The organism is Bacillus cereus group sp. BfR-BA-01441 (assembly GCF_022663075.1).
GTDB lineage: Bacteria > Bacillota > Bacilli > Bacillales > Bacillaceae_G > Bacillus_A > Bacillus_A cereus.
In genome coordinates this window covers 1-17,858 of the sequence record NZ_JAKUEU010000055.1, presented here as the reverse complement: position 1 = coordinate 17,858, position 17,858 = coordinate 1, and the positions used below count along the sequence as shown (strand labels likewise).

Below are 17,858 nucleotides of genomic sequence, written 5' to 3'. Positions count from 1 at the left end.
TGTATGTGAAACGATATCGACATTTATACTTGCTAAGTTTTACGTTACTCATTTGTTTTGTCGTATTATCACTTTCGTATCATACCGCTTGTATTGAGAACTTTGACAATATAGTCGCACATTTTATTCAAAGCTTTCGAAACGATTATTTGACGACCTATTTTACTTGGGTGTCTTTTATCGGTTCCAAAAGAATATATTTTCCATTACTCATTATTCTTGTAATGTATTTTCTCGTTAGAAAAAAGTTACTTAGTGCGTTACTTCTAACAATTAATTACTACGGATCTCGTTATTTAAACAGTATGCTTAAACTATGGTACGAACGAGCAAGACCTGATGTCACGCAGCTTGTTACTGCAACTGGATATAGTTTTCCGAGCGGTCATACGATGAATGCTACTGCTTTTTTAGGATTTATTGCATACGTCACAATTACTGAAGAGCGTATTTCGTTGCATAAAAAATTGTTAATTATTCTTATAGCAAGCTTTGTTGTATTATCTATTTCAGTTAGCCGAATATATCTTGGCGTGCACTATCCATCTGACATATTAGCAGGATGGGCAGCTGGCGGTAGCTGGCTCGTTTTATGTGTTATATTCCATAAAACGTTCATAAAAAAAGAACCTATGTCATAATAGGTTCTTTTTTCATTGGCTCAACATGAATGTGTGCATGGTAAATTCCAAATTTTTTGCGCAGCATAGCTTCGATGTTGTCGGTAATACAGTGACTTTCTCCAACATCCATGCGAGCATCTACTTCAATTGTAATATCAACGTACGTTTGATTCCCATACATACGTGCTCGAATATCTACAATGTTTTCCACACCGCCAATATGCTCAATAGCATCAGCGTATTCTTCCATTTTATCAGGATCAATTCCATCTGTTAGCATATGAGAAGATTCTACGAAAATCTCCCATGCAGTTTTACAAATAATAAGACCGACAATTAAAGCGGCAATAGGGTCTAAAATAGGCATTTGGAACTGAGAACCGACAATACCTACTACGGTACCAATACTTACGAGAGCATCTGATAAATTATCCTTTGCAGCGGCTTCTAATGATTTACTTTTTGTTCGTGCTGCAATTTTTTTCGTATACAAATACACGCAGTACATAACGACAGCAGAAAATAAAGCAACCCATGCAGCGAGTACATTAGGCGCTGCATGTTTCGGATTTAAGAAAGATTGAATGGCACTAATAACAACTTCTAATCCGACTGTTGCCATAATGAAGGACGCAACAAGTGATGCGATTTGTTCGGCACGCGAATGCCCATACGGATGATCTGGATCACGAGGTTTACGAGATATTTTTAGACCAATTAATATCGCTAAAGAAGCACCGATATCCGTTAAGTTATTTAAACCGTCAGCGCGTAATGCGCTAGAGAGGGTAATATAACTGATGATGATTTTCATAGAGGATAAAAATATGTAGGCCATAATGCTGACAATAGCACCTTTATCAGCTTCTTTATGAGAAAGAGTATCCATTTTAATCACTCACCTTTCTTTAAAGGAATTTCTTTCTATAAATAGAGTATCAAACGAAAGTCGTGTGGGTCTATACAAACATTGTTGACGTTTTATAGCTTTTTAAGAAGGGGATAACAAAGTTTCGTAAAGGAAAAATATGTTGAAAAGTACAAAGTCAAGGTGTGAACCTAATTGGAGTTTATTTACTAAAGAGATAGGAGGGTAGATGGATGAGGAAACGAATACTTTTCTTACTACGTATTATTCTTATCATGACAAGGTGTAATTCATTAAACGATGAAAAACTTCAAAAGATAATTGTGAAAATAGATGAAAGCCCTCTGAAAAATATTTTCCAGAGGGCTTTCATTTTAGTATGCTTCTAAAAACTCAGTAACTTGCTCTTCTGTTTTTGCATTAGCACTATGTAAGTGGCCTAGCTTCTCACCGTTTTGGTATACAAGTAAACTTGGAATACCCATTACTTGATACTCTTCAGCGATACTTGGAAACCCATCTTTATTGATAGAGTACCATTCAAATTTATTGAACTCTTCCATTACATCTCCGATAAAGTTGTCCATACGTACGCAATCTGGGCACCATGTAGTAAAGAACTTAACAACTACAGGCTCCTCGCTTGCGATGATGTCTTTGAATTCTTGTTCTGTTTTAATTTCTTTCATAAGTAAAACTCCTTTCAATATCACACGAATTTATATGCAAAATTCGTATTTGCAAACATGTTGCAAACTTATTATTTGTTTTTTAGTTTTGTAGTTCGTTCACACTTATAAAATTATATGTAACATGACTGCGCTACTAAGTGTGAAAATAATGGAACCTCACTTTTCTTTATAAGCTTTTTCCAGGATTGTGTCAAACTTTTGAATTTTATACAGAAATTAAAGAAGCCCACACTTTGATTGAGTATGGGCAGAGTGACTAAAATTAATCGCTTATTAATTTCGAATAGATATTTAAATCGATAAGCTTTCCAGCTGATTTTTCGCTCTTTCTCAGAATCCCTTCTAGATTAATTAACTTTTATTATACAAGAAAATAACTACATTGAACAAAAGCGTTAATTGGAGGTAACGAAATGACAAACTCATCAATTGAATATTGCGTTCAGTGTGATTAAGAAAGTGGTGTATAAAGATGGGACGAGATGAGAGTTACTTCCGAGCTAAAAAAAGAGTAGATAATTTAAACTCATTTTACATGCATTTAACCATCTACATACTAGTCAATCTGATGCTTTTTTACTTTTTAAGTAGTGAATTAGCTATTTTTTATTTTATAAAGAAATAACTCGGAAGCTCATATCCTTTCATGATAATATAAGGTGAAGAGGAGGGCCTTCCCTCTAATTATTAGTACACACTAATAAGGTTTTACGGGTAGTTAATTTTTTATCTAACTTCCTCGTATGTACTGAATTTTAATGTGAAAATGTTCGTTAATAGGAGATAAAAGAAAAAAGAGGATATATGAATGCTTGTATTAGGTTTTATATTAATTGGTTTAGGTGTTTTTATTGTTTGTCTGACTGTAATTGATGGAATCAGAGAGACAAAGGAACATAGTTTCAGTGGGTTTAAAGATTTTATTATTATTGTGCTGGTGCATATTATAGAAATAATCAGTGATTTATGGGGATTCCGATTGCTATTTATATTGATAGGATTGGTTTGCATCGGATTTGGCGTTGCTATTTTAATAGTGGAATTGTAGTGGAAGATAAGTAAAGGCATCTAATTAAGATGCCTTTTTATATTAATTCCAAAAATTGAATAAGGTTAGAAATTATATGGTTGTAATGGGAATTGAGGGATATGAATAAAAAAATTTTATCCCGCTATTTGTCGGGCAGTAAATACCCCCACCTCAAAATTCAGCGGAAGCAAAGAAGTTAGGTGGGGTCGGGCTGCCAGTAAAAGCCCGATTGGTGAGAGCTGATTAAAGTTTCACTTTATTAGGGATTTGCCTTAAACATTTATTACAGTCAAGAATATTTATAATAATATGAACTAAAAAAGGTCCAATTTTTGTAATGTTGGAGGGGATTATTGTGGACATAACTCAAAGCGTATCAAGAATAGTGGTTAATGGGAAAGACCTTTCTTTCACTTCAGTTCAAACCTCTGCATGGAATCATGGACCTGTAAATGATTTAATCGTTACGACGAATCAGAGAGTGAATGAGCTTTATCAATTCATGTGGTCGCAAGTACCGGTTACGATTTCGGTATATTTCCTTCAAGGAGCGGATTTACTTAGGTTCGTTAGGGTTGCGGGAATTAATGAGCGTGTAACAGGAGAATATGTATATCATTTCATTTGGTGATAAGAAGGAGTCAAAGTAGTCTAGCAGCTACTTTTTTATTTTGTCATTTGAATATAAGCGAGCGGACTAGCTTTATAGTACCCACTGAAATAAAGAATCATAATATAATTTGTAATAAATTATACGGGAAGGGAGCTGAAAATCATGTTTTATTCATATTTTAATTCTGAAACTGGTATGCGACCAGCGTATGGTACATCTATAACGTATAGTGGAGCACAAAGTACAGTCCAAGCTATTCAACAAGCATTGCAAATGCAGCAGCAAGGTGTACAACCGTATTATTCATCCGTAGAGTATTTTTACCCAGTACATCAAGTTACACCGTACGGAAGTTCTTTTCTGACTATTCCATATGGGACTGTATACAACTTATAACTAGTAAGGAATGAAGTGGTGTATATAAATAAGGGTGCAGGTTAATAGCGCCCTTATGAATAATAAAAATAGCTAGTCCAAACCTTATAAATCAATCTTACATAATATGTAGTAATAAGTTTGAAAGGGGAATTAGTATGTCTTGTTATTACTACTGTAAGTATTGTAAAGAGTATAAAAAGAAGCATCATGATTGTTGTAAGAACACTTGTAAGTGCCATGATAACAAGGACAATCTTGTTAGAGCATCGGCATTTAGAGCTAGAAATACTGTGAATCAAAATGTTCCTGCTAATACTTTTGTGAAAGTGTTATTTCAAAATGAACAATTTGATTTAGCGAATGAGTATAATCCAGCAACATCTATTTTTATGCCGAAGACTAAAGGTGTATATTCTATTATTGGAACGATTGGTTTCTTTCCAAACGATCCAACTTTAAATTATAGAGCGCGTGTAGAAATTCGTGTGAATGGAAACGCAGCGATAGCTATAGATAATGACTTTTTTGGTCCAATAAGTTTTGGAAATGTCGTAAGTGTTTCGACGATTGTTCAATTGAATGCAGGGGATGAAGTTGAGATTTATGCACAAAGTAGTATAGATGGAGTTTTAAGTCCTTTAGAAGATGGTGCACATTTTGAAGCAGCAAGATTTCCTTCTCCAATTAAATAAAGTCATTAAACAATGAGTTTGCAGAAGCTTAAAGGTAAACCCTCACCGAAATGGTGAGGGTTTTTTAATCTATTAAAAATAGTAACAGGTCGTCCAAGCTATTCTAATCTATATAGCATACTATGTAAAAATAAGTGTAAAGGGGGACTCACTATGTCTTATTATTACTGTAAGTATTGTAAAGATTACAAAAAGGAAAGTCATGATTGTTATAGGAAAAGTAGTAAATGTGATAGGAAGTATGTAAAGGTGAAGTGTTGTGATGATAAGAAAGAGGAGCTTGTAAGGGCATCGGCATTTAGAGCTGTGAATACAGTTAATCAACCTGTTCTAGCAAATACTCCTGTTAAAGTATTATTTCAAAATGAACAATTTGATCTAGCGAATGAATATAATCCAGTAACGTCGATTTTTACTCCGAAAACTAGAGGGGTATATAGTGTATTAGGAAATATAACATTTTCTCCAAATGATTTTAATGTAAATTACAGAGCTAGAGTAGAAATTCGTGTAAATGGCAATCCGGCAATAGCGATAGATAATGATTTCTTTGGAACAGGAGTATTTTTTAATAATGATGTTTCCGTAACTACTATTCTTCAATTAGAAGCAGGAGATTTAGTTGAAGTTTTTGCAGAAAGTAGTATTGCTGGCGTAATTGTACAAAATGTTAATGGTGTAAATACGGTTCACTTTGAAGCGGCAAGATTTCCTTCTCCAACTAAATAAAACTGATTATTAAATGTTTTTTAGTAGGTTTAGTTAATCCCCTTACCAAATGGTGGGGGATTATTATTGTTTTTCTAAAATATATAAGTAAATAGGTAAAGCGTAGTTTAATTTGTAAGGGCTTCAACCTTCTTCAGATAATAAACAGAATAATAAGTAACATGCTTGTAAAAACGCATTGTTAGTAAGTTTACTAGTTTTCTTATAGAACAAGAAAGACGGAATACATAAAAGATCGTATCATTATGTTTTTTCTTTACCATATAGAAATTATATATTGAACATAGATTTGTGTAGGGAATGCTAATACACTGAAAAGAATAGCATAAAGGCGATTACACTATATAAAAACAAAATCAATCCTAAGATGAGTAGTATTGGATGCAACTTGAACATATTTGACCTCCTTGAGTATATAAAGAATTTTAATATATTGTTGGTCAATTTAGAAGGGGGACGGTTACATAAAAAAAGAGCATACATAAAAAGTACGCTCCAAAGAAAGATAGGTTTTATGAGTGGATAATCTCCATACGATAATATATGTTCTTTTCATAAAAACGTGTAAAAAATCAATGAATTATCAATGAATTATCAATGGAATATCATAACATGAGTAATTTTAGTCTAGGAATGCAGTTATTTTCTTTCTCGGTTATTTTAGGTAATAAAGTTGTGAAAATCGTGCATTATGCGGACTAACAACGGGATAGCGATCGTACTTCTGTTACATATTTCTTAAAGTCTGGGTATTGCGTGATAGTTTGACATTTAGGGGTGCATAGTTGATTAATTATAGACACATTTGTAATTACTTCGTTACAAGGACCGAAAAATGTAATTTTTAGCTTTGAATTTGGTGGGATTTTGAACACGATAGGTTTTTTTTCCATGAAATCAGCTCCTAATATTGAGTATTATAATTTAATGGATATAGAGTCGTATTAGTATAATATGAAATTTCAGTGGATTTGCTTATAATAAAGAATTTTATAGTAGTAAAAGTGCTTAAAGATGTAAAGGGGAAATTGAGAATGGAAAATAAAATGTTTAATTAATATAATCAATAAATACGCAAATGGTTAGTATAACTAATGCATTTTTTTGTTTGTTACATATTATGTTAGTAAGAATGGTATAAGGAGGTAGTATAAAATAGTGGAAGAAAATGTACAAGCTCAGCTTTCGCCACCGTGGATCACATATTTTAATGAATTAAAAAATTCAATAGGTGCTGATCCAACTGTTACAGTTGGGCCGCTTATTCCTGTTGGTGGTAATTATATTATTTTAGTGCATGCGTTAAGCAACGAAAAAGCGAGAGCATTAGCAACGCTTTTAAAATCTTTTGTACAATTTGGGAATGTAAGTGTGACAGTTATTGTAACGAATAATGAGAATGAAATTGTAAATCCATTTCCTTGTCCACTAGATGCATTTGAAATAGCTCATTTATTTCAAGTAGCACTAGAAAATAATCCTTATTTTGAACAAGTTGTGGTACAGCCTCAGTTCCCTGGCGGACCGAATGTTGTTTTTCCGGTTTTCGCTGCGGAAGTCATTCAGTTTTTCAATGACGATATTTCTAACTTATGTCAAACGTTTACAGGTGTTGCGGCCAATGTGTTTCGTGATGTAATGAATGATGAGGTTTGTGGTATCCCAATTCTATTTTCCACAAGTTGTGTTATGAGCAGTGAAAACTCACAATTACAAAATACAGATTTAGCACCAAAGTTGTTTTATTAAACTGTAAAAAGACATTTTCAGTAATAGAAAATGTCTTTTTTATGCACCAATAGTGTTCAGGTTGGAAAATTGCAATTTAATAGGAGTAAACTTCAATTAATTAAAATTTTTCTAAATCTCAAATTTCATGTAGAGGTAGTAATTTTGACTTAAGAATATATAGAAAATGAGGGATGAAATTTTTTAGTTGAAAGGAAATCGATACTGAAAGTTATAATTTAATAATACAGGAGATTTTTTTTAATATCTGTAAAAATGATTGATAGGACGAGATTACATAATAAATGAATAGTAGGGTATATTTCGAATGTTTTATGTGGCATACATGTTAAAGTTGATAGAAATATTTCTGAAAGAGAATATATTTTGAAAAATAGTAAAGATTCTTTTTATTTATATTATAGATAGCTAGTTTTAGAGAGAGGAGGCTTACAATAAAACAAGCTATGAATAAGACATTCAAAAGGAGCTGGAATGTATGGGGTATATTGTAGATATTTCAAAATGGAATGGAACTATTAATTGGGATATTGCAGCATCTCAGCTAGATTTAGTGATTGCTAGAGTTCAAGATGGCTCTAATACGGTGGATTTTATGTATCAAAATTATGTTAGTGAAATGAAAAAGCATAGTATCCCATTCGGTAATTATGCTTTTTGCCGTTTTATATCTATTGCTGATGCAAAGAAAGAGGCACAAGATTTTTGGAATCGTGGTGATCAATCAGCTAAGTTTTGGGTGGCGGACGTAGAAGTTCAAACGATGGCAGATATGCAAGGCGGGATACAGGCATTTATTGATGAATTACGCCGTTTAGGTGCGGAAAAAGTAGGATTATACGTAGGGCATCACACGTATTTATCATTTGGAGCATGTAATATTGAAGCTGATTTTGTATGGATCCCTCGTTATGGAGGGAATAAGCCAGCATATCCATGCGATATGTGGCAATATACGGATTCAGGGAATGTTCCTGGGATTGGGAAATGTGATCTGAATCGATTAGTAGGAAATAAGTCACTTTCTTGGTTTATAGATTCCAACAAAGCAAATCAATCTAACATAGTGTATACACAGCAACCGAATGGCATTGGTATTGCAGTTTCGAAATATCCTGATGGATACGGAATAAATTTATATGAAACTCCCATGACCCCTCAATTTACAGGTGCACTCACTCAGAAAATTCCATATTTAATCTTAACAGGTTATTGGGGAGGCGGTGAGCAAGATATGATTTGTTTAGAGAACGATAAGCAGTGGGCATATTTAAAACATTTTAATGTGAAATGGTTTTATGCAACTTCGAAATATCCTGTCGGTTACGGAGTAAATTATTATGAAGAGCCTGAATGTATGAATTATAAAGGGAATATAGATGGATCGACATCTTTTCGAGTGTGGGGTAGAGTGGGAAATGCGGTAGATATCGGGCAGAATAGTTGGATACCTGAAAAACATGTAATTATTAAGTAACTATAGCGGCAGTATTGTTTTTAAGGAGTATGTAAAGAGTCTTCTTACTATACATAATAGTAAGAAGACTCTTTACGTTTAAAAATGAAAATACATGATACATAGTCTACTCATATGAAATGAATTACATGTAGAAAACACACTGTTTTCACAATGACTGTGTATAGTTAATTTGCATAATGATAAAAGTGAGGTATTTGAATTGAAAAAGAAAAAAATATTTATTGGAACAATTATTTCATGCGTGATGCTAGCATTATCTGCATGTGGTTCCTCAGACAACGTAGTAACATCAAAAGTAGGGAATGTTACAGAGAAAGAATTAAGTAAAGAATTACGACAACAATATGGAGAAAGTACTTTATATCAAATGATGTTAAGTAAGGCATTGTTAGATAAATATAAAGTTTCAGATGAGGAAGCAAAAAAGAAAGTAGAAGAAGCAAAAGATAAAATGGGTGAGAACTTTAAATCGACTTTAGAACAACTTGGATTGAAAAACGAAGATGAATTAAAAGAAAAAATGAAGCCAGAAATTGCATTTGAGAAAGCGATTAAAGCAACAGTTACAGATAAAGATGTGAAAAATAACTATAAACCAGAAATGAAAGTAAGTCACATTTTAGTGAAAGATGAAAAAACGGCTAAAGAAATAAAGGAGAAAGTAAATAATGGTGAAGATTTTGCTGCCTTAGCAAAACAGTATTCAGAGGATACTGGTTCAAAGGAACAGGGCGGGGAAATATCTGGTTTTGCTCCTGGGCAAACAGTGAAAGAATTTGAGGAAGCTGCGTATAAATTAGATGCAGGCCAAGTAAGTGATCCGGTTAAAACAACTTACGGTTACCATATTATTAAAGTGACGGATAAAAAAGAATTGAAGCCATTTGATGAAGTAAAGGATAAAATTCGTAAAGATATAGAACAACAAAGACTACAAGATACGACAGGTAAATGGAAACAACAAGTAGTCAATGATTTATTGAAAGATGCTGATATTAAAGTGAATAATAAAGAATTTAAAGATACATTTAAATTTCTAGAAAAGAAATAATGACTGTAATCATAATTAGAAAAGGGAACTCATATAGAGTTCCCTTTTCTAATTAGTGTGTGAGTTATAAATAGATAGTAAGACAATACAATATTACATTTAAATATTAAGAATTACAATGGAAAATTATGGTTTATAATTATTTCAACGAAAGTGGATATTCTACGGTTTTCATTATGCAAGTTTATTACATATATTTACTCTTTAATAATGAATATCGAACATAATTTAAAAAATAATACATATAATGTTTTTGAATAAATATTTAACATGGATAATTAGTAAAAAGCTGAGCATTCGATTGGAAAGGATGTTCTTTTTGTTGTGAAAATTTTAGGATAAAGAATGAATCGTTTTAAACGCATCATTTACCGCATCAATAAATTAAGGTGGGGAGAATATATGAAAGTAATCTTTCAAGGAGAGGGCGGAGCGAAAATTTTTGAGTCATATGATGAAAATATAAGTGATTTATTAGTTATATTAAAAGAAACGAAAGGGATTAAAATTGGGATGGTTGAGTATAAAGTGTTAAAGTACGAACTTAATTATTTTCGTCATCCGAAAAAAGCGGATACAGAGAGAGAGTTACATATAATAGTACAACCTAAGTATATGTAATAAAATATAATAATAAAAATCACTGATTCAGTTTTGTAAAGTTCCATAGAGTATGTAAGAAAAGAGAGTGTTGTAAATGCTCTCTTTTCTTATGCTTTGTGAGTTCGTTCATCATAGTATATGTTTTCAGTTATAGATGGTTAATAAACGATAAAAATTTAAAACTTTTTCGTTTAGGCAGGGATTTTATATTTGAGTAAATAAATATATTATGAAGTATTTTTTATACGAATATTGGAGGAGTATAAAATGAGTTTAGCAAGTTACATAGGCTGTAATGTAGAAATTCCGTTAACGGATCCAGATTCTAATGATGTAATTGTTTTTGGACCGTGTTTTTCAGATGAAAGTATGCTTGAAATTGTACAAGATTATCAATTCCAAACAAATTACATATATGAGGTTTCAACTAATTAGGGAATTGAACTTGTCGAGTGGCAAAATGTAAAGGAAAAAAAAGAAGCGAAAGAAAAACTTTTAACTTTATGCAAGATTATGGAAAGTTATTTGGAAGATGGAGACTATTTCGAATTATTTAGTTGTTGGGTTGGTGATGAAGATAAGGAACGAGTAGGGGAATTGAACTTAAAAATAAATCATTTTAATATAGATGAATTATGTATTCCAGAAAGAACATTAGTTAGGATAGAAAAATAAGCTTTGAATATTTTTTAGAAAAAGGCGATTTCACTTTGTGTGAAGTCGCCTTTTAGTTTTTATATGCATTTTATATAAGAAATGAAAAGTTTATTTGATAAAGGAAAAAATATGGAGATAAATAAAATTATGTTTTTTGTTAAGAAATAATAAGTATAGCTCTTCTCAAAGGAACGTAAGTTCGTGTATAATAAGAACGAATGTTCTTTTGAGAGGTAACCTAATTATAGTTTAGAAGTAAATTCGAGTTTAGTAAGTATTAAAAATAACTAAGGGATAGCATGAATAAATAAATGTATAAATGATCAAGGAGATAAAAAATGAACGATGTAAAGATACAAAAAGAAGAAAGAGAGTGGGTTCCGTTTACAGTAATGTCCGAACAACTTTTAAATATGAGAAAGATTATTGGAGAGAAATTAAAAGTACAAAAACCGCTTTTAACAAATGAAGCAAAAGAGAGGATTTCTGATAAATTATTAACGTCATTACTGTCTGAGAAAGAAATATTGGTAACATATTTTGAAGATGGTTACATATTAACAAGCTACATGACTGTTGTACATATCAATCCGGTAAAACAAATTGTAATTTGTACAGACGCCTTTTATAAAACTTACGTATTTAACGCTATGGATATTATTGAAATAATGTAAAAGAAGCTGAATATTTAAATGGCAGCTTTTTTTATTTCTGATTTATGAGACAAATAATATAAGAAAAAGCAGCTAGCTTTGTGCTAGCTGCTGAGCCCCAGGGAAAGGGAGAAAAAGATAGGGTACTCCAAAATCGATAAGAGCTGTCAAACAGCCTGATTATAGTATAGACAAATTAAAATTTTCTATACAAAAAGTTGAACATAAGATTAGGCTGTACCCACTTGGTTTTGATCTGCAAGGTCAGAATCAAATGTATTGGTCGCGCTAACACCGCTAAAAGTATTAACAACAAAACCAACGTTTGATGCGCCGGAACCATTATAAGCTTTCGTATTTTCTTTCGGAGAAACGTTGTAGAAATCACCTAAGTTAAATGATCCATTACTATTTTGTACAACTAAATTTCCTACAACTGATGGCATAATTTTCACCTGCTTTATAAAAAGTTGTTAACATTACTATATGGAGTTATAGTCCAGATGGTTCATATAATAAAAATTGTGGAATAGTAAAACGTTTGGAGCATGGATTTCAATAAAAGTGTGTTAAAATTAATATAATAAAGTTGAGTAATTTTTTTAAAAAATTTGTATAATTGATATATATGAAAATAAAGGAGGCAAAATGTAATGAAAGATATTATGAAAAAAGTTGATTTAACAGATGCCAAATCAAGTAATCTTGTTGCACTAATTTATAGTAATGAAGTTATATTAGTTGAAGACGCATTTTGTCCAAATGAAATAAAATTAAAGTTTAATGAAATTGCAATTTTATCTGCAATTAAAACAGCTCATATTGCGAAAGTGTCTATTAGGAAAGAACTTGAAGCGCTTTTTCATGATACGGGTGTTATATTAGTGAAACAAAATGTTGATTATGGTAGTAGCCAATCTATTACCATGCATTTTGAGCAATTTAAAAAGTTGCAAGATGAGATTGAACATTTAAATAAAAGTATGTAATAAAGCAGCTAAATAAAGGTTCTATCATCAAGGTGGAATGTGTTGTGTTGAAAAAGTGGTTTAAAAATTATTTGGGTGAATCGCATTGTAAACATAAATATGTTTTTATTAAGATGCAGGATAATGAGGATTTTAAAAAAGGTACATTAGGTGTAGTTTATATTTACCAGTGTGAGAAATGTGGAAAAGAGAAGTTGAAATGTAAAAACAATAATGAAACAAACAATGAATTTTTAGATATATAGCAAAAAGTAACCATGATGGTTACTTTTTTTGTTTATGTATACAATATCAAAACCATTACTAAAGTATGAGTTGAGTTAATACTATAGTAAATCGCTGAATAAAAATGAAGAGAGTAAGATATAGGGAAGGAGGATGAGAGAAATGAAGCGAAAAGAAATTAGTAAATCTGTAATTATTACAGGCGTGACACAAGGGTTAGGGCGTGCGATGGTTGATCGATTTCATGAATTAGGGTGGAACATATATGGTTGTGGACGTTCAAAAGATAAAATTGAAGAACTAAAAAAACAGTACAGTAAAATACATGATTTCCAAGTAATTGATGTTTCAGATTCTCAGCAAGTTAACAATTGGGCAAATTATATACTTAATACACATACAGCTCCCGATATGATAATAAATAATGCATCGATTGTAAATCAAAATGCACAACTTTGGAAAATTACGGCTCAAGAATTCGAAAATGTAATGAATGTAAACGTGAATGGTGTAGTAAATGTAATAAGAGCATTTGTTCCAGCGATGGTAGCTAGGAAAGAAGGAATTATCATTAATATGAGTTCTAGTTGGGGGAGAGAAGGTGAGGCTGAGCTTGCGCCATATTGTGCCTCGAAATTTGCTATTGAAGGTATCACTAAATCTATGGCCCTGGAATTACCCCATGGCATGGCTGTAGTTGCTTTAGATCCTGGAGGGAGTATTAGTACTCCAATGCTGAAGTCATGTGCGCCACAATATATAAATGAATCGCCTACACCTGAAACTTGGTCACATAAAGCAATTGAATATATATTGAATATAACAATAGATAAAAATGGAGATTCATTGACATGCCCAGCATGCATATAAAAGCACCTTTAAGGTGCTTTTATATTAGTAGCACATTATATCATTCACAAAATTACATCTAAAAAATAAAATAAAAGATTAAGGGTGAGGTTTGTTTGTTTTGAAAGCTTTAGAAAATATTTAAATAGGTGATAAAAATGAATCCAAGCAGTTTAAAAGTGACAGGGGCATGGTTTCAAGTGGGAGGGAATCTTACAGCTGCTATTGGAACGACAAGAGGATTTATTGGAGAAGAGAAAGTTGAATCGGATCTTGTTATTGTAGGAAGCTCATTACAAGCCCTCGGATATATATTACAAATCATTGCGAGCAATTATGATGATGGGGAAGAAAAAAGAGAAAATCAAAATATAGGCTTAGAGAATCAAAGTAAATTACTTGATCAAATAGGAATTGAGTTATTAGCATTAGGCAATATATCAAATGTAATAGGAACATATTTTAATATAAATGAACAATTGAAAGAAAATGATTATCTTATCATTACAGGGAACAGTTTACAATCGATCGGTGCTTTTTTAGGAGTAGAAGCAGCTTTGTTGGATATAAATGTATTACAGAAAATTATTATACTGGGTAACTCCATGCAAAGTTTAGGGGCTGGATTACAAGCATATCAAGGTGTTTCAAATGTATTGAAAGATGAGAGAGAAAATGAAGATAGTATTTTTGATAAGAAGGATGAGAGAATCATTGCACTCATTGGTATTTGGATACAAGCGATAGGAACGTTAATTTCTGCAATTGGAGTAACTGCAATAGAGGAAGAAAATAGGCTAGAAAACAATAAAAAGTCTGAAATACTTATTTAAATAGAAGGAGATACATTGATTTTAGAGGTAGGTTAAGATTAAAATGGTAGTAGGTTTTTTTGCGTATATTTTGAAAAGTGATATATAAAATACAAAATAAGGAGTTTTCAAGGGATGATGTATTTATTAGCAATTCTTCTTCCACCTGTTGCTGTATTATTTTGTGGAAAACCAATTCAGGCAATCATAAATTTCATATTAACATTAATATTTTGGGTTCCAGGAGTTATACATGCAATTCTTGTAGTGCATGATAAAAAAGCTGATCGGCGTTTGAAAAAACAAATTCAAGCATATGATGAAATTAATAAGAGGAATCGAAGATAATTCATCTGCAAAATGTTTTTAAAAGAAAGGAGGATTAACCTCCTTTCTTTTTTAGTGGGTGTTAAGTTTAGATTTTTGTGTGGCGGAAAGAATTTTTAATGTAAGTATTATGATAATAACTTTTAGATTGTGCATGTAATAGGCCAGTATAAATACTTTCTGGTACATTAAAGAAATCGTACATACCATTCTTTAATTGGATTCGCAAAATCATAGAAAAAGGATTATAACCAACAGCAACTATATTTTTTGAAATTACGGGAGATAGCTTCATCATTACGCAACTCCTCACTTTTCATTTTTAATACTTTTTTGTAGATGTTGAGGTTGTGATGTTGAAATCCTTATAATTTAAGAGGTATTATACTTATATGCAATATATTAAATGTTTGTTATACGTAATTATAAGGAAGTTCACACGAAGTACATATCGTTGTGCTATTTTTATTTCACCTTTGATTTATAAATAAGAAAATATTGACCATTTGAAAAAAAGGTATATTATTTATACGAGGTATTAAAAATTCACTTTTTACATTCTATGCTTCAAGGGGCAGCGTTATTAGGAAAAATAGAAGTGAAAATAGTTTGTATAAGAAGTATTCTAAAATTTATAATCTGTGAATTGGGAAAATATTGAATGCTCCAGGTCAATATACTTTCTTAATCAAATTTATTTTAGAAAGTGACCTCAATATTTTTAAGTAAATCAACGGGAGAATTGAAAGGCAGGAGAAAGTAACATGTCAGAAAATTATCGTTCTCGAGAGGAACGACGACAAGTTAAAAAGAAAAAACAACCAGCTTCTAAAACACAAAAGCCAAAAGGTAAAACATCATTCTTTCGCAAGTTTTTAATTACTTGTTTATTACTTGGTATTGTTGGTTTAGTGGCAGGGGTTGCTACCTTTTTCGTAATGATTAAGGATGCACCAAAACTTGAGAAAGCAAAACTTGTTAATCCGTTATCCTCAAAAATTTATGATAAAAACGGGGATTTGGTATATGAATATGGAAAAGAAAAAAGGACGAATGTTACGTATGAGCAAATACCTAAATTAGTAGAAAATGCATTTTTAGCGACAGAAGATTCACGTTTTTATGAGCATAGCGGAGTAGATTTTAAAGGTACTGCCCGTGCTGTTCTAGTAAGTCTTAAAGGGGATTATGGTTCTCAAGGTGGAAGTACGATAACACAGCAAGTTATAAAAAACTACTTCTTATCAATGGACAAAACACCAAAGCGTAAGGCGCAAGAAATATATTTAGCTTATAAGCTAGAACAACAGTATTCAAAACATGAAATATTAGAGATGTACTTAAATAAAATTAACTTAGGAAACCGTTCATATGGGATCGCAACAGCAGCACAAAACTACTATGGTAAAGAATTGAAGGACTTAACATTACCAGAAGTTGCGATGCTTGCAGGTTTACCGAAAGCACCGAATAACTATGATCCAACGAAAAAAGAAAATGTTCAAAAAGCAACAGAAAGAAGAAATGTTGTTCTAAACTTAATGAACCGACATGGATATATAACAAAACAGGAAATGGAAGAAGCATCAAAAGTTGACGTAGAAAAGGGGCTTAAGCCTGCAGCTCAACTACAAACAATGCCATACCCTGCATTTATGGATGCAGTTGTGAAAGAAGTAGAAAAAGAATTACCAGATGCTAATATCGGTTCTGACGGTTTAGAAATTTATACAACGTTAGATCCGAAAGCACAGAAACTTGCTGATAATATTTTAAATAATAATATCATTGATTATCCGAACGATAAATTCCAAGGTGCATTCACATTTATGGATACGAAAACAGGAGAAGTTCGTGCTATAGGTAGTGGCCGTGGAGAAAATAAAGCTGTATTTAAAGGGCATAATATGGCAATTGAATTAGATCGTGCAGCTGGTTCAACGATGAAGCCGATTTTCGACTACGCTCCTGCAATTGAATATTTAAAATGGGCTACGTACCATCAAATTGATGACTCTCCATTTAAGTATTCAACGGGACAAGAAGTACGAAATGCAGATAGAAGTCATATGGGTCCAATTACAATGCGTGAAGCATTAAAAATGTCGCGTAATATTCCTGCAATTAAAACTGCAAAAGAAGTAGGGATTAGTAAATCGAAAGAATTCTCTGAGAAACTAGGTATTACATTTAATACAGCACCGACAGAATCGACAGCGATTGGTACAAATGAAGTATCGCCAACTGAAATAGCGGGTGCTTATGCGGCATTTGGTAATGAAGGTAAATATACGAAACCGCATTTTGTTAAGAAAGTCGTTTATCCAGACGGTAAGTCACAAAGTTTTGGACAAAAACCAAAACAAGTTATGACAGATTCTACAGCATACATGATTACTGATATGCTTCGTTCTGTAGTTACATCAGGTACTGGTACATCGGCAAATGTAGGCTCTTTAGATGTAGCTGGTAAAACGGGTACGACAAACTATTCATCAAAGCAATTAGCTCAATATAAAATTCCAGAAAGTGCAACTCGTGATAGTTGGTTCGCTGGATATACACCGCAATATACGATGGCAGTATGGACTGGGTATATGAAAGATGGTAAAGACGAGTATATTAGTAGTAAAAATACGAAAATTGCACAGTTGATCTTTAAAGAAATGATGAGCGAAATGGCTACAGATAAATCACGCTTTAAAATGCCAAGTAGTGTTATTCAAGAAGGTAGTGAGCTACGTATAAAAGGTGAAAAACGTGATTCATCGCCAAATACTAGCGTACCGGATACAACGGAGCAACCAAAACAAGATCAACAGCAAAAAACTGAAGAAG

22 protein-coding genes and 2 pseudogenes are annotated in these 17,858 nt (G+C 32.2%); 19 read left to right on the top strand and 5 right to left on the bottom strand.

Annotated elements, in window-relative coordinates:
* Positions 1-5: 5 nt before the first annotated feature.
* Positions 6-641: a phosphatase PAP2 family protein gene (locus MR107_RS20440; protein WP_000833370.1), complete on the top strand. Its 636-nt coding sequence runs from the start codon at positions 6-8 to the stop codon at positions 639-641.
* Here the strand turns inward: MR107_RS20440 and MR107_RS20435 are convergent.
* Positions 631-1,512, bottom strand: a complete 882-nt coding sequence (locus MR107_RS20435; protein WP_000380379.1) for a cation diffusion facilitator family transporter — start codon at positions 1,510-1,512, stop codon at positions 631-633. The genes MR107_RS20440 and MR107_RS20435 overlap by 11 nt on opposite strands.
* Before the next feature lie 353 nt (positions 1,513-1,865).
* The gene (locus MR107_RS20430) at positions 1,866-2,180 is read right to left on the bottom strand and encodes a thioredoxin family protein (protein WP_017657748.1); all 315 of its coding nucleotides are present in this window, start codon (positions 2,178-2,180) and stop codon (positions 1,866-1,868) included.
* A gap of 475 nt (positions 2,181-2,655) precedes the next feature.
* Here MR107_RS20430 and MR107_RS20425 point away from each other — a divergent pair.
* The 6 genes and pseudogenes from MR107_RS20425 to MR107_RS20400 form a co-directional block, all read left to right on the top strand.
* Positions 2,656-2,760 (top strand): annotated as a pseudogene (locus tag MR107_RS20425) (2TM domain-containing protein); the annotation flags it as partial.
* A 231-nt stretch (positions 2,761-2,991) separates the two neighbouring features.
* Positions 2,992-3,231, top strand: coding sequence for a hypothetical protein (locus tag MR107_RS20420; RefSeq protein WP_000960640.1), 240 nt, complete (start codon positions 2,992-2,994; stop codon positions 3,229-3,231).
* Positions 3,232-3,568: 337 nt separating this feature from the next.
* The gene (locus MR107_RS20415) at positions 3,569-3,844 is read left to right on the top strand and encodes a hypothetical protein (protein WP_000355695.1); all 276 of its coding nucleotides are present in this window, start codon (positions 3,569-3,571) and stop codon (positions 3,842-3,844) included.
* A gap of 144 nt (positions 3,845-3,988) precedes the next feature.
* Positions 3,989-4,222 (top strand): DUF3947 family protein, encoded by a 234-nt coding sequence (locus MR107_RS20410; protein WP_065211751.1) that lies wholly within the window; start codon positions 3,989-3,991, stop codon positions 4,220-4,222.
* Positions 4,223-4,359: 137 nt separating this feature from the next.
* Positions 4,360-4,896, top strand: coding sequence for a C1q-like domain-containing protein (locus tag MR107_RS20405; protein WP_002183539.1), 537 nt, complete (start codon positions 4,360-4,362; stop codon positions 4,894-4,896).
* Positions 4,897-5,049: 153 nt separating this feature from the next.
* Positions 5,050-5,625 carry a complement C1q domain-containing protein gene (locus MR107_RS20400; protein WP_000122943.1) on the top strand — a complete coding sequence of 192 codons (576 nt, stop codon included), beginning with the start codon at positions 5,050-5,052 and terminating at the stop codon, positions 5,623-5,625.
* A gap of 698 nt (positions 5,626-6,323) precedes the next feature.
* On the opposite strand, the gene MR107_RS20395 is transcribed toward MR107_RS20400, so the two are convergent.
* On the bottom strand, positions 6,324-6,518 hold the full coding sequence (locus tag MR107_RS20395; protein ID WP_000412555.1) for a hypothetical protein: 195 nt from the start codon (positions 6,516-6,518) through the stop codon (positions 6,324-6,326).
* Between the two features lie 265 nt (positions 6,519-6,783).
* On the opposite strand from MR107_RS20395, the gene MR107_RS20390 reads away from it, so the two are divergent.
* The 6 genes and pseudogenes from MR107_RS20390 (at position 6,784) to MR107_RS20365 (ending at position 11,839) form a co-directional block, all read left to right on the top strand.
* Positions 6,784-7,374, top strand: a complete 591-nt coding sequence (locus tag MR107_RS20390; RefSeq protein ID WP_000392281.1) for a hypothetical protein — start codon at positions 6,784-6,786, stop codon at positions 7,372-7,374.
* A 478-nt stretch (positions 7,375-7,852) separates the two neighbouring features.
* Positions 7,853-8,851 (top strand): glycoside hydrolase family 25 protein, encoded by a 999-nt coding sequence (locus MR107_RS20385; protein ID WP_000540653.1) that lies wholly within the window; start codon positions 7,853-7,855, stop codon positions 8,849-8,851.
* Positions 8,852-9,053: 202 nt separating this feature from the next.
* Positions 9,054-9,905: a peptidylprolyl isomerase PrsA gene (locus tag MR107_RS20380; RefSeq protein WP_000727348.1), complete on the top strand. Its 852-nt coding sequence runs from the start codon at positions 9,054-9,056 to the stop codon at positions 9,903-9,905.
* 402 nt (positions 9,906-10,307) lie between these two features.
* Positions 10,308-10,526, top strand: coding sequence for a hypothetical protein (locus MR107_RS20375; protein WP_000864275.1), 219 nt, complete (start codon positions 10,308-10,310; stop codon positions 10,524-10,526).
* A gap of 249 nt (positions 10,527-10,775) precedes the next feature.
* A pseudogene (locus MR107_RS32040) lies at positions 10,776-11,183 on the top strand (hypothetical protein).
* A gap of 320 nt (positions 11,184-11,503) precedes the next feature.
* On the top strand, positions 11,504-11,839 hold the full coding sequence (locus MR107_RS20365; protein WP_002024004.1) for a YolD-like family protein: 336 nt from the start codon (positions 11,504-11,506) through the stop codon (positions 11,837-11,839).
* 209 nt (positions 11,840-12,048) lie between these two features.
* On the opposite strand, the gene gerPF is transcribed toward MR107_RS20365, so the two are convergent.
* The gene (gerPF, locus tag MR107_RS20360) at positions 12,049-12,264 is read right to left on the bottom strand and encodes a spore germination protein GerPF (protein ID WP_001141569.1); all 216 of its coding nucleotides are present in this window, start codon (positions 12,262-12,264) and stop codon (positions 12,049-12,051) included.
* Between the two features lie 207 nt (positions 12,265-12,471).
* On the opposite strand from gerPF, the gene MR107_RS20355 reads away from it, so the two are divergent.
* From MR107_RS20355 to MR107_RS20335, 5 genes are all read left to right on the top strand, one after another.
* Positions 12,472-12,807 (top strand): hypothetical protein, encoded by a 336-nt coding sequence (locus MR107_RS20355; protein ID WP_000651907.1) that lies wholly within the window; start codon positions 12,472-12,474, stop codon positions 12,805-12,807.
* Between the two features lie 44 nt (positions 12,808-12,851).
* Positions 12,852-13,052, top strand: coding sequence for a hypothetical protein (locus MR107_RS20350; protein WP_226368533.1), 201 nt, complete (start codon positions 12,852-12,854; stop codon positions 13,050-13,052).
* Positions 13,053-13,194: 142 nt separating this feature from the next.
* Positions 13,195-13,902 carry an SDR family oxidoreductase gene (locus MR107_RS20345; protein ID WP_000823062.1) on the top strand — a complete coding sequence of 236 codons (708 nt, stop codon included), beginning with the start codon at positions 13,195-13,197 and terminating at the stop codon, positions 13,900-13,902.
* A 137-nt stretch (positions 13,903-14,039) separates the two neighbouring features.
* Positions 14,040-14,714 carry a DUF6944 family repetitive protein gene (locus MR107_RS20340; RefSeq protein WP_001070038.1) on the top strand — a complete coding sequence of 225 codons (675 nt, stop codon included), beginning with the start codon at positions 14,040-14,042 and terminating at the stop codon, positions 14,712-14,714.
* Positions 14,715-14,828: 114 nt separating this feature from the next.
* Positions 14,829-15,041, top strand: a complete 213-nt coding sequence (locus tag MR107_RS20335; protein ID WP_000990233.1) for a YqaE/Pmp3 family membrane protein — start codon at positions 14,829-14,831, stop codon at positions 15,039-15,041.
* Positions 15,042-15,108: 67 nt separating this feature from the next.
* On the opposite strand, the gene MR107_RS20330 is transcribed toward MR107_RS20335, so the two are convergent.
* Positions 15,109-15,318, bottom strand: coding sequence for a KTSC domain-containing protein (locus MR107_RS20330; protein WP_000977081.1), 210 nt, complete (start codon positions 15,316-15,318; stop codon positions 15,109-15,111).
* A gap of 466 nt (positions 15,319-15,784) precedes the next feature.
* Here MR107_RS20330 and MR107_RS20325 point away from each other — a divergent pair.
* Positions 15,785-17,858, top strand: a 2,074-nt coding sequence (locus MR107_RS20325) for a transglycosylase domain-containing protein (RefSeq protein ID WP_242292645.1), incomplete at its 3' end; no start/stop codon positions are given.

What these genes read in the sequence shown, in the direction of transcription:
- MR107_RS20435 (WP_000380379.1), bottom strand. Translation starts at nt 1,512, where the DNA reads ATGGATACTCTTTCTCATAAAGAAGCTGATAAAGGTGCTATTGTCAGC.
- MR107_RS20430 (WP_017657748.1), bottom strand. Translation starts at nt 2,180, where the DNA reads ATGAAAGAAATTAAAACAGAACAAGAATTCAAAGACATCATCGCAAGC.
- MR107_RS20420 (WP_000960640.1), top strand. Translation starts at nt 2,992, where the DNA reads ATGCTTGTATTAGGTTTTATATTAATTGGTTTAGGTGTTTTTATTGTT.
- MR107_RS20410 (WP_065211751.1), top strand. Translation starts at nt 3,989, where the DNA reads ATGTTTTATTCATATTTTAATTCTGAAACTGGTATGCGACCAGCGTAT.
- MR107_RS20405 (WP_002183539.1), top strand. Translation starts at nt 4,360, where the DNA reads ATGTCTTGTTATTACTACTGTAAGTATTGTAAAGAGTATAAAAAGAAG.
- MR107_RS20400 (WP_000122943.1), top strand. Translation starts at nt 5,050, where the DNA reads ATGTCTTATTATTACTGTAAGTATTGTAAAGATTACAAAAAGGAAAGT.
- MR107_RS20395 (WP_000412555.1), bottom strand. Translation starts at nt 6,518, where the DNA reads ATGGAAAAAAAACCTATCGTGTTCAAAATCCCACCAAATTCAAAGCTA.
- MR107_RS20385 (WP_000540653.1), top strand. Translation starts at nt 7,853, where the DNA reads ATGGGGTATATTGTAGATATTTCAAAATGGAATGGAACTATTAATTGG.
- MR107_RS20375 (WP_000864275.1), top strand. Translation starts at nt 10,308, where the DNA reads ATGAAAGTAATCTTTCAAGGAGAGGGCGGAGCGAAAATTTTTGAGTCA.
- MR107_RS20365 (WP_002024004.1), top strand. Translation starts at nt 11,504, where the DNA reads ATGAACGATGTAAAGATACAAAAAGAAGAAAGAGAGTGGGTTCCGTTT.
- gerPF (WP_001141569.1), bottom strand. Translation starts at nt 12,264, where the DNA reads ATGCCATCAGTTGTAGGAAATTTAGTTGTACAAAATAGTAATGGATCA.
- MR107_RS20355 (WP_000651907.1), top strand. Translation starts at nt 12,472, where the DNA reads ATGAAAGATATTATGAAAAAAGTTGATTTAACAGATGCCAAATCAAGT.
- MR107_RS20345 (WP_000823062.1), top strand. Translation starts at nt 13,195, where the DNA reads ATGAAGCGAAAAGAAATTAGTAAATCTGTAATTATTACAGGCGTGACA.
- MR107_RS20340 (WP_001070038.1), top strand. Translation starts at nt 14,040, where the DNA reads ATGAATCCAAGCAGTTTAAAAGTGACAGGGGCATGGTTTCAAGTGGGA.
- MR107_RS20335 (WP_000990233.1), top strand. Translation starts at nt 14,829, where the DNA reads ATGATGTATTTATTAGCAATTCTTCTTCCACCTGTTGCTGTATTATTT.
- MR107_RS20330 (WP_000977081.1), bottom strand. Translation starts at nt 15,318, where the DNA reads ATGATGAAGCTATCTCCCGTAATTTCAAAAAATATAGTTGCTGTTGGT.